We start from the raw sequence: 15,286 nt of genomic DNA, 5'->3' as shown, positions 1-15,286 counted from the left end.
CCCAGGACGTGAGGTGTTCGCTTACGTAGGCCGCCAGTTGTGGCGGTTGCCCGGTTCCGTCACCGTCAGGATCTCCGTGGCGGGGCCGATCGTGGCGCCGAGTTCTTCCAGGCTCATGCGCGGCGCGGCGCCGGTATCGGGCCCCGGGTCGCGACCGCGGGAGGCGACGGTGTTGGGGGGCGTTCCCGTACGCGTAGTGCCAGGAGCGCCGTGTCGTCGCTCGCCCAGTCGCCGGTGTGGGCGGCCAGGACGCGGCCGATGGGGCGTACGGTGCCCGCCGCGTCCATGCCGTGGCAGGCGGCCAGGGCCGTGGCGAGGGCCTGGTCGCCGAAGACCGGGCGGGGGCCGCCGGGGACGATGGGGCGGGGGCGGGCCTCCGGGGCGCCGTCGGTGTAGAGGAGCAGGGTGTCGCCGGGAGCGAGGCGGAAGCGTACGTCCGTCAGGTCCACCTGCGGCAGGACGCCGAGCAGGCTGCCGCGGCGGCCGGTCCGCTGGACGCGGCCGTCGGCGCGCAGGATCAGCCCCGGCGGGTGTCCCGCCGTGCACAGCCGGCCCGAGACGCCCGTGGCGGTGGTGCGGAACGTGGCGTAGGCGGCGGTCAGGAAGCGTTCGCCCTTGCGCTGTTCGAGCAGCGCGGTGTTGAGGTTGTCCAGCACGGTCGCCGGCGACAGATGCTCGGTGGCCTGGGCGCGCAGCGTGTAGCGGGCCAGGGCCGTGATCTTGGCGGCCTCGGTGCCTTTGCCGCAGACGTCGCCCATCACCGTGCACCACCACGGGCCGCGCGCCTGGAAGAGGTCGTAGAAGTCCCCCACGACCGCGGAGCCGCCGGCGGCGGGGAGGTAGGACGCGGCGGCGTCCAGGCCGGGTATCGAAGGGAGGGCCGGGGGCAGCAGGCTGTCCTGGAGGCTGCGGGCCAGTTGGTTGGAGGTCGTCAGCGCGGCCCGCGTGTTCTCCAGCGACGTGCGCAGATTGATCTCGTTGCTGACCGCTCTGGCCAGGGTCGCCAGCGTGGCCAGTTCGGCGGGCTGCCAGGGGTGCGAGTTCTCGTCGATCACGCACATGCTGCCCACCACCTCGCCGCCCGGCGCCAGAATCGGGTAGCCGGCCCACGCGCCGATCTTCATCGGCGCCACCGAGGGGTGGTCGCTGGTGCGCGGGTCGGTCGCCGCGTCCGCCACGGCGAACGGCGCGCCTTCCAGGCCGACCAGGAAGTAACAGAAGCTCTCCCGGGCCGCGTTCTGCCGTCCGGCGATCTGCTGGATGTCCACGCCTACGCACGACTTCCAGAACGAACGGCGGTCGTCGACCAGGGTGATGAAGGCCCGCGCACACCCGGTCACCGCACCGGCCAGCCGCGCCAGATCGTCGAACTCCCGCTCGGGCCCGGTGTCCAGCAGGCCCGTCGCCGCCACCGCCGCAAGCCGCCGCTGGTCGGACAGGGCGGCCGGCAGACCGTCGCCGCGCAGCCCGCCGGGGAACGTCACACTTCGCACCGCAGGACCCCTCCCCCCGCCCGGCCGCGACCGGCCCGAAACCCGGCGCCGCCGGCCCGGCGCCACCCGTCCGCCGCACGCGAGCCAAGAGTCAGCGCCGCCGTCACCGGCCCACGGCAACAGTAGCCCGCGCGCGAGTACGGCGACCCCCTGCCGAGGGTACGGACTGCCTCCGCAGAACCGTTTCTTTTGGCACCGAGGGTTCACCGAAGGCCGACCCGGTGTTCACCACCGACCGCCAAGTTCAGGGGTATGGCTTCAAGACCCTTCTCACGCAAGCGCACCCGGATCGCCATAGCGATCACCGCCACCGTTGCCGTGGCGGGCGCAGGTACGGCCGCGGCTCAGGCCGCCGGCTGGCTGTCGGCACCCTCGCACGACTTCCGCGCGACCGCCGACTCCTTCTCCGGCCACGGCAAGCTGACCGGCAACGTGCTGCGCAACGACCACGGCGCTACCGCGGTCGTACGGCACACCGCCCCCTCCGACGGTACGGCGACGGTCGAGGCGGACGGCTCGTTCACGTACACACCGAAGCCCGGCTTCAAGGGCACGGACACCTTCACCTACACCACCACCGACGCCGTGGAGCTGTTCAAGGACACGCAGTCGAACGGGGCCCCGCTGCCGCCGCTCGGACACGTCGCGGGGCCCGGCGGCACCACCACCGAACTCTCCGGCGAGGGCTTCGGCTCGTCGCTCGCCCCGGTGCCCGGCAAGCCGGGCCGCTTCTACGGCCTCACGGACCGCGGCCCCAACGCCGACGCGCCCGACGGCAACAAGTCCGAGATGCTGCTCGACTTCACCCCGGAGATCGGCGAGTTCAAGCTCGTCGACGGCAAGGCCCGGCTGGTCAAGACGGTCACGCTGAAGGGGCCGAAGAAGCTCGGCGGCACGAAGTACAGCGGTCGGCCGCCGCACGACACGAGCGAGGTCATCGACGACGTCGCCGCGACGAACGCCAACGGCGGTACGCCGGTGCCCGTCGCCAGGGACGCGTACGGCTACGATTCCGAGGGCCTCGTCGCGCTGCGCGACGGTACGTTCTGGGTGTCGGACGAGTACGGCCCGTACGTCACGCACTTCGACGCCAACGGCTACGAGCTGGGCCGGCTGACCCCGTACAAGAACAGCCCGGACAACGCGCACCACAAGATCGTCGGATATCTCCCCGCCGAACTCGCCAACCGCGTCAAGAACAAAGGCATGGAGGGCCTGACGGTCACGCCTGACGGCAAGACCCTGGTCGGCGTCATGCAGTCCGCGCTGCAGCAGCCGGACCTCGGCGCCACCAAGGCCGCCAACGTCTCGCCCAGCCGCATCGTCACGATCGACCTGCGCACGTACCGGTCGAAGCAGTACCTGTACCTGCTGGACGACCCGGGCACCACGGGCAACGCCAACAGCGAGATCACCGCGCTGTCCGGCACGAAGTTCCTCATCGACGAACGCGACGGCAAGTTCCAGCCGTTCGCGCAGAAGAGCCTCTACGAGCTCGACACCAACGGCGCGACCGACGTCAGCGGCCTGACGATCGGCGGCAAGTCCCCCGAGGCCTTCGTCGGCGCCGCGGGCACCAACGCCGCGCTCACCGCGCTCACCGGCGCGGGCGTCAACGTCGCGCAGAAGCAGCCGTACGTCAACGTCGGCTCGCTGGTCAGCCAACTCGACCCGACCGGCGGCTTCTTCGCGCACGACAAGATCGAGGGCGTCGCCACGACGGACGCGGGCAAGACGCTGTACCTGTCCAACGACGACGACTTCGGCATCGACACCATCGCCGTCGACCCCGACGGCAAGTGGACCGTCCACCAGAAGGTGTTGCCGTCCACGGGCAAGACCGACAACGGCGAGATCCTGAAGGTCGACACGACAAAGCTCCCGGCGGTCCTCAAGACCGTCACGGTAACCATCCGCGTGCGCTGACCCGCCGCGTACCGCCACTCCCCGCCGTCGGGCCCGTCCACGCAACTGGACGGGCCCGACGGCGCGTCGGCACGGTGCGGAGCGGCTCAGCCCACGCGGTCGGCGCCGAATTCGGACGCCTCGACGCTGCCGGTGCTGGACAGGGAGTTGTCACGCATCTTCCACATGCCCACCAGGGGCGGGGTCGGCAGCTGCTGGTAGTCGGGGGCGACGAAGTACATCGAGCCGTCGCTCCACAGAGCGAGGTAGGACGTACCACTCGGCGTGCGGGCGGCGATCAGGCGCTCAGGGGCGGGGTGCGGGGCCGTCCACCGCGCCGCCGTGAGGACCGGCTCCTGCCCGAACTGCTGGGTGGCCGCGGCGTGGAAGTTCGCCACGGACGCCTCGATGCCGGCATCCGAATGGAACTTCCGGCCGATCCGTACGACAGGACCGGCCGACTGCTGCTTGCGTCGTCCGAAAAGCGGCATGACGCCTCCATGATGTCGTGGTGTCGGCCGGCGCGGTCCCAAGGACCGCCGGAAGAGTTCGCGACCTCGGCGAACGCGCCGTACCACTCGGATCATCGCCTGCCGTCACAGCGCCGGCAGCGGAATCGAGTTCCTCTGCCCCGCTCTGCGGACGCCCCGGCCCTCCGGATGGCGTACGCCTTTTCATTGCGGCGGCGGCCTCAGACGCCGACGTGGTGATGGGCCGCCCACGCCGCCGGGGCGGCCGCATAGCGCCTCTTGAGATGGCGGGCGGTACGGGAAAGGGCTTGGGCCGGGTCGCCGTCGGTGCGGGCCAGCTCGGTGTAAAAACGGCGGGCGGCCGTTTCGGCCACGGCGTCAGGGACGCGCCACTGGGTTCCGATCACGCCGGAGAAGCCCACGAGCTGGAACGCCGCAGTGAGATTGATCGACTCATCCACCAACTCCCGTACCGTATGTGCGGTTTCGCAGGCAGACAGGTAGGCCAGGCGGCCCCACCCGTTCCGCAGTGCGGCGATGTCGGCGAAGGTCAGATCGATGTCCGGGAGCAGGAAACGGCTGTCCCCGGGATCCTCGGCATCCGCCTTGGCGTGGAGTGCCAGGTGCAGGTACGAAGAGGTCACCAGCGCACTCGTCAGGACCGAGCGGTCGCAGTTCCCCGCGTCGAGCGGATCGACGCCCAGATAACGCGCGGCCGCGTGTACCTCCCGACGCGCCGCCGGGAGCATCGGTGCGTCGATCCCGTCGCCACTCGCGTGGATCACGGCCGCACCACGGGGCACGGCGTCGTCGCCCGGCAGCACCGCTGACGCGCGACGCCGACTGTGATGCAGTGCGGTCACGGTAGGGCTGTACGAGGAGACCGTCAGGTCCACCAGCGACTCACCGGAGTCGGCGGCGGTGGCGGCGTGCAACGGCAACTGGCACAGCGCCTGGGTCGGCACCCACCAAAGACGCGTGGCAGAACCGGGCGGGCCCAGCTCGGTGAGGACAGGGGCCGCCACCTCCCGCCACAGCAGGTCGAGCACTCCGCCGAGTCTGGCCTCGGCGGCCTCGACGTCGCCCCGATCGGCGCGGGGATCCAGCGCGGTCACCGCGTCCCGGTGGAACTCGACGGCTGTACGGTCGAGTTCCTCGGCGGTCAGCCCCGGCAGGGGTACGTGCCGCAGGCCACCGGAGGTGAGAAGGAGAGCGTCGCAACGGTAGGAGCTGACGTTCACGACGACGACCGGACCCTCGGCCGCCTCGGCGAGCAGTGCGGTGGTCTCCGGCGGACGCCGGAAGCCCGCCAGACCGGGGAGCGCGGTGATCCGGCTGGTCACCGCCGCCAGTTCGGCCTCCAGGTCCCGGCGGCGTTCACGGTTCCGCTCACTCCCAGGGGCGTGCCGGGGCACGCCGCCCGCACCGCCCCGGAGCGGCGACGGTATCGAGGGGAGCGGCGACCGGACCATATCCAGCTGGTCCAGCTCGTCGCGCAGCTCCTCGAACCGGTCGGCAAGGGCGGCGTCCGCCTCCCGCACCTTCGCCGTGTCGCCCCTGATGCCCAGGGTGCGGTGGAGCAGCACACCGCGCCCGAGTTCCAGCAGGCTCATCGCCCGCTCCGGCTCGGCGCGGGCCAGCCACATCGCGGCCGCGTCGGAGGCCAGTCCGGAGAACTCGGCCAGCCATCGTTGCGCGTCGGGCCGCTCCAGGCGCCGGGGCGCCGCGTCCGGCAGCAGTTCGACGGCTGCCGCGAAGGCGGTGGCCGCCTGTTCGAAGTCGCCCTCCCGGGCGGCGAACTGCCCCCACGACCGTGCCGCGTGCAGCCGGACGGTGGGTCCGGCGGCCTCGCTCAGGGCGGCGGCACGCAACGCGGTCAACACCTCGGCGCGGTCCCGTGGGTCACCACGGTTCTCGTAACGGCTGTTCACAACGTAGGCGAGGTTCGACAGCGACTGCCCGCCTCCGGGATCGTCCTCGGGGGCTTCGTCGACCAGGGTCCGGGCCAGCTCGACCGCCTCGTCCACGTCGTCCTGCCCGCCCAGGGCATGCAGGGCGAGAAGGAGGCTGGTGCGGATCGCGGCGGCCGCAGGGCCGTCCCGCAGGGTGACGAGGGCACGGCGAGCGACGGCGACCGCGTCGGCCGCGGCGTGCTCCCGCTGCGCTGACGACACCTGCAACGATGTCACCACATTGGCCAGTCGGAGCGAGAACTGCGGATCGGTGACGCTGTCGACCGTGGCACCCTTGCGCAGTTGGCCGAGCGCCGCGTCCAGCGCGTCCTGGTCGCCGGTCAGCTCGTACCACGCGTGCAGCGCGACACCGTAGGAGTTCGTCAGGTTGGCGAGCGTGCCGGGCCGCGGCCCGGCGTCGAGGGCGTCACGCAGCAGGGCCAACGCCTCGACAAGGTCACCGCGGGCGCCTTGCCAGTCGTACCGCTCGGCCAGCGCACCGGCCAGGTTCCCGAGCAGACCGGACCGGGCGGTGCCGCCACGCGCCAGTCGCACCGCTTCACGCTCATGGTCGATGCCTTCGTCGAGGTCGGCCAGATCCCCGAAGCGCACGAACCGGTTGAACAGGGCGCCGCCGAGATTGCTCAGGCGCTTGACGCGGGTCGGTGTGGCCGCGCGACGGCGCACGGCGGCGCGGCTCCGCTCGATCGCCGCGTCCAACTCAACATCGGTGCGCAGGAGTCGGGCGCGTTCGCCCACCGCCGCCCCCAAGTTGTTCAGGTGCATGCCGGTATCGGGATGGTCGGCCCGGATCAGCGCAAGCGCCTCCTCGTGCAGCCGGATCGCCTCGTCCAGGTCGGCCCGCTCCCCGGTCGCCTCGTAGCGGATCAACCGCGTGACGCCGAGGTGCCCCAGGCGGGCCGCCCTGTCCTCGGGCAGGCCGTCCGCGGTTTCCGTACCCCGCTCACCGAGTGCGATCGCCTCGTCCAGCACGTCGAGTTCGCGGGTCAGGTCGTAGCGCTCGCGCAATACGTCCGCCAGGGTGTCGACCGCCTGCGCCTTCCGCCCTTCGTCGGATCCGGCCACGGACTCCGCGAGCCGCGCCGCCGATTCGGCCTCACGGGACACGTCGAGGTCCCCGTACTCGTCCGCCCATACGCTGAGCACGGCTGCGGAGATCTGCGCCACGTCACGGCTGCGGGGAGCAGCGGCCATCGACTCGCGCACCAGGTCCACCGCCTCCGTCAACGCGCCGTCCGGGAGCGCGAAACGGCACTCGACAAGGGTCCCGGCGAGCAGGCAGCGTCGCTTGTGGATCTCGCTGTCGGGACCGGCGCCAGCATGGGCGCCGGGCCCGGCACCGTGGCTCTCCGCCAGCGCGCTGCGGCCGGCGGCAACAGCCTCGGCGGCAGTGCGGGGATCATCCGTCGCCGCGAAGCCGTAGCGCAGGATCTGGGCGAGTTCCGCGAATTCCTCGAGCGCTTCGAGGCCCAGTTCACGGCGGCGTCGCACGGCGTCTCTGGCCGCCGTCTCGGCTCGTACCAGATCGTGGGCGTCACCGGTCCGCTCGTACCGCAGCCGCCAGTCGTTGGCGACGTGCAGCGGTGAACCACCCTCAACGGCAGGGGAGTCGGTCACCGGACCCGTCGGTGCCTCGCTCACTGCCCGCCCGGTCGCGTACCGCTGTCCTGGGATGTGGCCTCCGTACCCGTCACCGCGTCGTCCGAAGTTGTGTCCTCGCCCGCGATGACATGGATCAGGGTGACCACCCGCTCGCGGAGGACCTTGGGCGGCGGGACGTCGGCGGAGTCACGCATGCGCTCGACCCGGTGCGGGCTGAGCATCTCCAGGGCGGCGGTGGCGGCGTCGACGGCGTCCGCGTCACCCGAGCTCCATGCGTCCGCGAGCCTGTCCACGATGCCGGCGGGACGCGCCCAGTTCGCCGGAGGAAGCCGCCACTCCTGGAGGTCACCGAGCACTTCGCATGCCCGGGTGAGCGTCTCGTCGTCCATGCCCGAACCGGGTGAATCCCCTCTAGACTGCATGGACTTACTCTAACCAGCGCTTCGCGCGACGCAGAGGTGAGCTGTCACGTGTCCGAACCCGCGGTGGTGCAGCAGGAAGTCGCCGCCCACCTTTTCGTGCCTCTGGACAGTTCGCTCACCGATCAGGGCCTGAGGTCGTTCGCCGGAATCTGGAACCGGTTCCGGCAGCGTCAGGGAGCGGATGAACCGGTGACCGCCTGGATTCCGACCCGGATTCCGGACCACCTCCCCGACGCGCCACTGCACGGCTCCGTACCGGTGGCGGCCGTGCAGGCCGACAAGCGCCTCGACCAGGCGATCGTGCGCCGGGACCACGAGATCCTCGGTCTGTCGCTGCTGCTGGGCGCAGCTCCGGGGCGCACCTGGCCGGATCTGCGCCGGCGACTCGACGAGCTGGTCGGTCCGCTCGGCCCCGCGCACCTGGGCGGGGTGACCTTGCTGCTCGGGAAGAAACCGGACGCCACGGCGGGCAAGCTGGAACTGTCGGAGCTGGGGACGCGGGACGAAAGGGAATCCATGCGCAACCTGTCGCTGCTCGGCACCGTTCCGGAGGACAGTCTGCTCGGCGCGTGGGCGTGGTCGAACGGCGACGCGACCGAGATGCCCGTGTTCGTCCGGTACTTGATGCATATGACCTCCGTCCGGCACCAGTTGGCGGGCCACAGCCGTCTCGCCGACGGCGGCTCACGGGCCTTCCTCCGGCCGCCGTACGGCGGCGGAGGGACGGACCGGGAACTGACAGGTCCGGCCGAGCAGCTGAGAGCGACCCGCCACTCCGTGGAAAGGGCATGGGACAACGCCTGCCGCGCGCTTCGGGTCTGCGACCCGGCCGGTGACACCCTCGTCGCGACCGAAGTCCTCGATGACGACCGGAACTTCGTCGGCTGGTTCACCGAGGTGCTCGACGACGAGCTGGCGCAGGTCGAACTGGTCCGCGACAAGGAAGCGCCGGACGTTCCGGAGCGCGCGGAGCAGCCCGAGGAGGCGAGCCGTGCCGAGCCCTCACGCAGCGCAGAGGCTCCTTCCCGGACCGAGACGATGCCCGCCGTGCGGGGCACATCGTCGGAACGGCCCGTACGGGTGCTTGTCGTCGCCGACGAGTGGTTCTCGAAGGCGGGCGGTCTGAGTACGTTCAACCGGCATTTGTGCATCGCGCTCGTGGCGGCCGGAGCCGATCTCTGTGTCCTGGTCGAGAAGTTGTCCGACCAGGAGCGTGCCCACGCGGCGCAGCACGGGGTACGGCTGCACAACGCAGCCCGCCCCGGCCATATCGGCGCTGAGACGCTGATGCGCCGCCCTGACCTGCCCGGCGGATTCGAACCCGAACTCGTCATCGGCCACGGCCGGGTCACGGGACCGGCGGCCAGACAGCAGTCGGAGGACCACTTCCGGGGCTCGAAGCGGCTGCACTTCCTCCACGTCGAGCCCGATCAGGGGGAGTGGTACAAATTGCCCGGCGAAGTCGACGTGGGTGCCCACACCGCCGCACGCACCAAACGGGAGTTCGATCTGTGCCGGGGCGCCCTGCGGACGGTGCCGGTAGGAGCACGGCTGGAGAATGCGCTTCTCAGAGAGCGACATGCGCGCAGACATGAAGCCCTCGGGCCGCCGTTGCGGATCTACCCCGGATTCGACACCGGGACCCCGGTGACCGGGCCACCACCGCCCGAAGCCGTCCCGCAGATCCTGCTGATGGGACGGCTGGACGTGGCCGGCGGCAAAGGACTGGACATCGCCTGCCGGGCACTGGGCAAGGCCGTGCCGGAGAGATCTCACCCCGGGAGATGGGAACTGGTCGCCCGGGGAGTGCCGGAAGGAGAGTCCCACGCATTCCGCACCATGGCGGAGAAATGGATCGACAACCCCGCCGTGCACGTCATCCCCCGGCCCTACAGCTCCGATCCGCAGGAGGTGATCGACGATGTCGCGCGGGCCAGTCTGGTGCTCATGCCGTCCCGGGCCGAATCGTTCGGCCTGGTGGGACTGGAGGCGATCACCGCAGGAGTGCCCGTTCTGGTGAGCAGCAGGAGCGGCCTCGGCATGCTGCTCACCGAGACGTTGCCGCCCGACCAGGTGGAGCGGATGGTGATGGACGTGGGCGCGACGGCCCGCGAGGTGAAGAACGACGTCACTCGCTGGGCGCGGGCCATCAGCAACATGATGTGGAGCGTGTCCGGGGCATTCCAGCAGGCGGCGGAGGTACGCAAGACGATGGCCGACCGCGTGACCTGGCACGCCGCCGCCACCAAGTTGCTGGACTGTGCGCGGGAGTCGGCGCCGCCCACGGACTGACGGCCGGCGTCTTCCCTGAAGGGCGCCGACTCCGGAAATCAATGGGTCTGCATGGTGGCGGTCCTCCTGTGGGCAAACCGGCGGGGGCCTTCCTCGGCGGCGTCGGTGCTCACGGGAACATGCGGAACCGCTGACCTCGCGGCTGTTCTGGACGACACTGGAAAGGTCTGGAATTCGCGGTGCGGAATCACGAACGGCGCGCGGAGGAACGGTGTCGAGCGACATGTCCCGGCAGGACGACACGGACCCCGCGGCACTCAGACAGCGGCTGGCCGCCGAGCTGACCCGGGCCGTGGTCCGCGCCGAGAAGCGGCGGGGCCGTGCGATCGACCGTCACGAACTGTCCAGACGGCTCAGCGTCTCCCCCAGCAGCGTGTACGCCTACCTCAACGGCACGACGCTCGCGAGCGTCCGGGTCTTCGACGAACTGCTCTCCGCACTCGGTGTGACAGGCCCGGAGGCCGGCAGGCTGAGTACGCTGCGGGACTCCGCCGACACCGCCCGGCGGCTGCGTGCCACGAGAGCGGGAGCAGCACCGCCGCTGCCGCGAGTGCCGCACCAACTTCCCCTCGCCAGGCCGGGCTTCGTGGCCCGAGAGGCCGAAATCGACCGACTCGACTCGTTGCTGGAGACCCAGGACGCCGCCGGCGCGAGATCCACGGTGGTGGCTGTCGTCGAGGGCACGGCCGGGGTCGGCAAGACGTCCCTCGCACTGCACTGGGCCCGCCGCGTCCAGGACCGGTTTCCGGACGGCCAACTGCACGTCAACCTGCGGAGCTTCAGCTCCGAGGCACCCATGGACCCCGGTGAGGCGCTGCACGGCTTCCTCCAGGCGCTCGGTGTCGCACCCGCCGCCGTTCCGGCCGATCAGGCTGTCGCCTCGGCGCTGTTGCGGACCCTGCTGGCCGGCCGGCGCATGCTGCTGTTGCTGGACAACGCCCGCTCCGCCGAGCAGGTGCGTCCGCTGATTCCGAGCGACGCCGGATCCGTCGCGGTCGTCACCAGCCGCAACCGCCTCGACGGCCTGGTCGTACGGGAGGGAGCGTTGCGGGTCAGCCTCGACGTACTGCCCCGGTACGCCGCCCGGGACCTGCTGGAGCGCCGGATCGGCACGCAGGGTCCGGCCCTCGAACCAGCCGCGACGGACGAACTGGTCGACCTCTGCGCCCGGTTGCCCCTGGCGCTCAGCGTCGCGGCGGCGCGCGCGACGATGGCTCCTGCGAGGTCGATCGGCCACCTCGTCACCGAACTCCGCGAGGCGCAGGCCCGATTGGACGTCCTGGGACTCCAGGACGCCGACCTCGACCTCCGGACGGTGTTCCAGGGGTCGTACGCGCTCCTGCCTCCGGCAGCGGCCCGGTTGTTCCGGCTGCTCGGCTGCCACCCCGGTCCGGACGTCGACGGCCTCGCGTGCGCCGCGCTGATGGACGAGCGGACGCCCCCGCGCGTGCTGCTCGACACGCTGAGCGCGACCCACCTGGTCCAGGAGCAGACGCCGGGCAGATTCGCCCCGCACGACCTGCTTTGGCTCTACGCGAAGGAGCTGACGGAGTTGGGGCCCGCCGAGGAGCACCGCGCAGGGACCGAGCGCCTGTTCCGCCACTACCTGGACTCGGCCCGGCTGGCCGACCACCACCTCGAACCGTGGCGGCCGCTGCTGACCCCGGCGGGCCGGCGGACAGGTACGGAGCCGCCCGTCAGCGACCACGTCCAGGCCATGGCGTGGTTCGAGGCCGAACTGGCCACGCTCCAGAACGTGATGACACTGGCCGCTGTCACCGACAGCTTCGAGGCGTACGCCTGGGAGCTGGCCAGGGCCTGTGCGGTGTACCTGCGCCGGTCAGGGCGTCGCGTCCAGCGCGCTTCCGTCCACAGCCTTGCCCGCGAGGCCGCTTCCCGCGCCGGAAACCGGCTCGCGTGGGCCACCGGCACCCGCCAGTTCGCCGACGCCCTGTCCCGGCTGCACCGCACCGAAGAGGCCCTTGACCTGCTGTTCGCGGCGCTGCGCGAGTGCCACCGGCTCGAGGACCGCGAAGGGACACGCGAGGTGCGGCTGTCTCTCGTACGGGTGTACGCGTCCCGTGGCGACCACCGGCGGGCACTACCGCACGCCAGGCTGGCCCTGGCAATGGCCGAACAGACCCGGGAACCGCTGGCCCTCGCCGAGGGCCTCACCGCCCTGGCCCAGCAACAGGAACAACTGAACCACCACGCCGTCGCGCTGGAGCACGGGAGACGGGCCCTCGACCTGTACACGGAGCTGGATCACTTGGACGGCCGTGCCGGGATCCTGCTCAGCATGGGACGTGCGGAGCAGGGGCTGGGCAGGCATGCCGAGGCGATCGGCCACTACGAGTCGTCCCTGGCGCTCGACCGACTGCTGGGCGACCGGTACCGGGAAGCGCACGCCCTGAACCATCTGGCCGACGCCTGGGCGGAACTCGGCCACCACCAGGACGCCCGTCGGCTGCTCGATGAGGCGCTTGCCCTCTTCGAAGAACTGCGTCATCCGGACGCCGCACGGGTACGCGCCCAGCTGCGGCGCACGCATGTCCCCTAGGGAGTGTCCGCAAAGTATCGTCGTCCGCCCCCGCGAGCCAGACGAGACTTCGCGGACACGACCTAGGGTCTGACCGGGGTCGGCAGCCGTGCTATTCGAACTGCCAGCACAGCCCGTAGCCGTATCCCACCTTCATCGCCTCGAACTCGACGGCCACCGTGCCGCGTCGGTCGGGGCTCAGCAGGCGGGTCCCAGGGCTCTGCTGGTAGATCACGGCGGGCGGCACCCCGGCCAGCTGCCAGACCGCACGCGGCTCCCTGGCGGGGTCGAAGCGGACGCGCAGACGGAAGTGCTCGCTGCGGGTCAGCGGAATGTGTACGAAGTGCGGTGCCATCGGCTGCGCCGGGGGTATCCGCAGCCGCAGCACGTACTCGTGCCGGATCCCCACCCGCAGTGGTGCGGGCAGCACCAGCCGTTGCTGGAAGTAGCTCTCGTAGGGGTGTTCGCGCAGCTCCAGCCGGCCGCCCCGGACGGCCGAGACGTCCAGCCCGTGGCCGGCGGTCACGTCCCCCGCGCGCCGGGGGACGCTGAAGGCGACCGGGATGTCCGTCAGACCGTCGCAGGTCGCGACGATCACCCGTCGCTCGACCGCTTCGGCGGCCGGCGTGTCGAGACGTACCTGGGTATGGACCGACTCCACGTACCAGCCGTGCGGGTCGGTGCGTGTGCAGCCGGCTGGGCACTGCTCGCCGTGGACACCATGTGTCCCGTTCTCGGGAGCCGGCGGGTCCCAGGGTGGCGGGGTGATGTCCACGGGTCCGTACGCGTTGGGGTCCAGGGCACGGCGCACCTCCGCCCAGAACACGGCCCACCGGTCCACGTCGCCGCCGCAGGCGCCCACGACCGCCAGAGTCACCGGACGCGAGGGGTGATCCTTGCCGCGCATCGCGTCACTCACGGTCGTCCGGCCGTATCCCGTGCGCCGCGCCAGCTGTTCGAGCGTCAGCCCCGCGGTACTACGGAGATCGCGCAGCCATAACGCGAAGAGCCGGGTCGGCGATCCGTCCAAGATTATTTCCTTCTGCGGGCGACCCATGATCACCCACCCTTCTCACGGTTCCGGCGACATCACCGAGTGTTCCACATTCCCGTGCGGCCCGCCCCGGATCGCGATCACCGCGCGGAGAAGGCGTTTTCCGGTAATCGTCCACTTCACGGGAAGACCGTTGCGGACAACCGGCCCATTGCTTAGAACAGTTCCGTGGCCAAAGGACTGAATTGCCAGGTATGCAGACAGCGCATGACCGTCAAGAGCGAGCAGCGGCAACCCATGGGTTCATGGGTGGTTTACGAATGCCGCAACCCCGCCTGCAAGAACTACATAGCCAGCGGAAATCGGTACCGCTTCAGCGAGAAGGTCTTCGAGGACAAGTAACTCCGGTGCGTGGCGGGAAAATCCAGATCAAGGAGTCGAGCAAATGGCCAAACAGCCTGTAGAGATAATCACCCAGGCGTCCATGCAGGAGATCGCGGAGCTTTTCCGCAGGTCGATGCGGGTGAGCTGGATCAACGAGAACATCACCGGTGCCGGGACGAGATTCGAGGAGCCCACGGGATCGGTCTTCGACCATGTCGACCAGGACCGGCCCGACTTCGCCGTGGTCGCGCTTCTCGGCGGCCGTGGGGCGGGGGTCCACATGTACGTGTGGGACCGCGGCGAACAGCGGGAGATCGCGGTCCAGGTCGTCAGGACCCTGGAGGCGCTGGGCATCAAGGCGAACGGCAAGGTCCGCCGGTTCATCGCCGCCCTCGAAGAAGGAGACCCCTCACTCAAGTACTCGGGGATCTGAGCGAAGGGATCGGCCCGTTTTCGGAGATGGGTGAACCCCCGGTCGCACACCGGGGGTTCACTCGTTTCCAAAGGCGGCCCGGGAGACGTCCTTCTCCAGGACCGCCTGGTGGAAGGTGTAGACGCCGATGTACGAGACTTTGACCACCAAGCAGTAGCGCTCCACCGATGCGAGTACCGCGGCCACCCGCGCGTGCTCGCGCCGCAGGAAGTGGATGGCCGCCTGGTTCGCCACGGAGCTCTGCCCGCAGACGAGGACCACCGGACGGCTCGACTCCGCCGGGGTGAACTTCGCGACCAGGGCGTACTCCTGGTTGCCACGGTCGAACAGGTAGCGCTCGCCGTCCACGAGGACGGCCATCGAGTCCGCCCGGTCGCTGTGCGGGCGAAGGGACACCCCCGGAAGATGGGCCGCCAGGTGACCGCCGGTGCGTACGTTGGAGTCACCGATCGGGCCGCCGATACTGAACTCGGTGCGGTCCTCGTTGCTGCCGCGGTAGTCACCGGTCTCCACCGTCACCCGGCAGCCCAGTTCACCGGCCAGCATCGCCAGTTCCACCACGGCTTGCACATCCCGCTGGTGTGCGGTGCCCGGGGCGTTGTACTTGTTGCCGAGCACGATCAGGCAGTCCTCTCCTGGCCGGATGCCGAAGAAGTCCGCCTTCCTGTTCAGCGCCCTCGATCGCCGCCCCCGCTCCCACATCCAGCCGATACATCCTCCGATCAGGCTGGTCACCAGTCCGATTCCTATGTTCGCGAGCACCGCGAGAATCTCTGCCC

Annotated in this window: 10 protein-coding genes; 4 read left to right on the top strand and 6 right to left on the bottom strand. The window is 70.5% G+C overall.

Annotated features, from left to right (window positions below; translation table 11 throughout):
- Positions 1 to 113: 113 nt before the first annotated feature.
- Complete coding sequence (locus HY68_RS11510; protein ID WP_078863547.1) at positions 114 to 1,484, bottom strand: GAF domain-containing SpoIIE family protein phosphatase; 1,371 nt, start codon at positions 1,482 to 1,484, stop codon at positions 114 to 116.
- A gap of 261 nt (positions 1,485 to 1,745) precedes the next feature.
- On the opposite strand from HY68_RS11510, the gene HY68_RS11505 reads away from it, so the two are divergent.
- Positions 1,746 to 3,419 carry an esterase-like activity of phytase family protein gene (locus tag HY68_RS11505; protein WP_041987692.1) on the top strand — a complete coding sequence of 558 codons (1,674 nt, stop codon included), beginning with the start codon at positions 1,746 to 1,748 and terminating at the stop codon, positions 3,417 to 3,419.
- An 86-nt stretch (positions 3,420 to 3,505) separates the two neighbouring features.
- Here the strand turns inward: HY68_RS11505 and HY68_RS11500 are convergent, their stop codons facing one another.
- From HY68_RS11500 to HY68_RS11490, 3 genes are all read right to left on the bottom strand, one after another.
- Entirely contained in the window at positions 3,506 to 3,889 is a 384-nt protein-coding gene (locus tag HY68_RS11500) for a hypothetical protein (protein ID WP_041987689.1), read from the bottom strand.
- A 200-nt stretch (positions 3,890 to 4,089) separates the two neighbouring features.
- Positions 4,090 to 7,458 carry a CHAT domain-containing protein gene (locus HY68_RS11495; RefSeq protein WP_198533255.1) on the bottom strand — a complete coding sequence of 1,123 codons (3,369 nt, stop codon included), beginning with the start codon at positions 7,456 to 7,458 and terminating at the stop codon, positions 4,090 to 4,092.
- 20 nt (positions 7,459 to 7,478) lie between these two features.
- Positions 7,479 to 7,865, bottom strand: a complete 387-nt coding sequence (locus HY68_RS11490) for a CATRA system-associated protein (protein ID WP_157874325.1) — start codon at positions 7,863 to 7,865, stop codon at positions 7,479 to 7,481.
- Between the two features lie 48 nt (positions 7,866 to 7,913).
- Between HY68_RS11490 and HY68_RS39570 the strand changes: the two genes are divergently transcribed.
- A complete protein-coding gene (locus HY68_RS39570; RefSeq protein WP_052457075.1) occupies positions 7,914 to 10,157 on the top strand; it encodes a CATRA conflict system CASPASE/TPR repeat-associated protein in 2,244 nt (747 codons plus the stop codon).
- A gap of 211 nt (positions 10,158 to 10,368) precedes the next feature.
- Positions 10,369 to 12,717 (top strand): tetratricopeptide repeat protein, encoded by a 2,349-nt coding sequence (locus HY68_RS11480; RefSeq protein ID WP_198533254.1) that lies wholly within the window; start codon positions 10,369 to 10,371, stop codon positions 12,715 to 12,717.
- Positions 12,718 to 12,808: 91 nt separating this feature from the next.
- Here the strand turns inward: HY68_RS11480 and HY68_RS39565 are convergent, their stop codons facing one another.
- Positions 12,809 to 13,726 (bottom strand): helix-turn-helix transcriptional regulator, encoded by a 918-nt coding sequence (locus tag HY68_RS39565; protein WP_052457074.1) that lies wholly within the window; start codon positions 13,724 to 13,726, stop codon positions 12,809 to 12,811.
- 409 nt (positions 13,727 to 14,135) lie between these two features.
- On the opposite strand from HY68_RS39565, the gene HY68_RS11470 reads away from it, so the two are divergent.
- Complete coding sequence (locus tag HY68_RS11470; RefSeq protein WP_041987677.1) at positions 14,136 to 14,507, top strand: hypothetical protein; 372 nt, start codon at positions 14,136 to 14,138, stop codon at positions 14,505 to 14,507.
- Between the two features lie 57 nt (positions 14,508 to 14,564).
- On the opposite strand, the gene HY68_RS11465 is transcribed toward HY68_RS11470, so the two are convergent.
- Entirely contained in the window at positions 14,565 to 15,242 is a 678-nt protein-coding gene (locus tag HY68_RS11465; protein ID WP_241778539.1) for a hypothetical protein, read from the bottom strand.
- Positions 15,243 to 15,286: the final 44 nt, after the last annotated feature.

The organism is Streptomyces sp. AcH 505 (genome assembly GCF_000818175.1).
Lineage (GTDB): Bacteria > Actinomycetota > Actinomycetes > Streptomycetales > Streptomycetaceae > Streptomyces.
The sequence above is the reverse complement of the archived record's forward strand: the minus strand, read 5'-3'. Positions and strand labels throughout refer to the sequence as shown.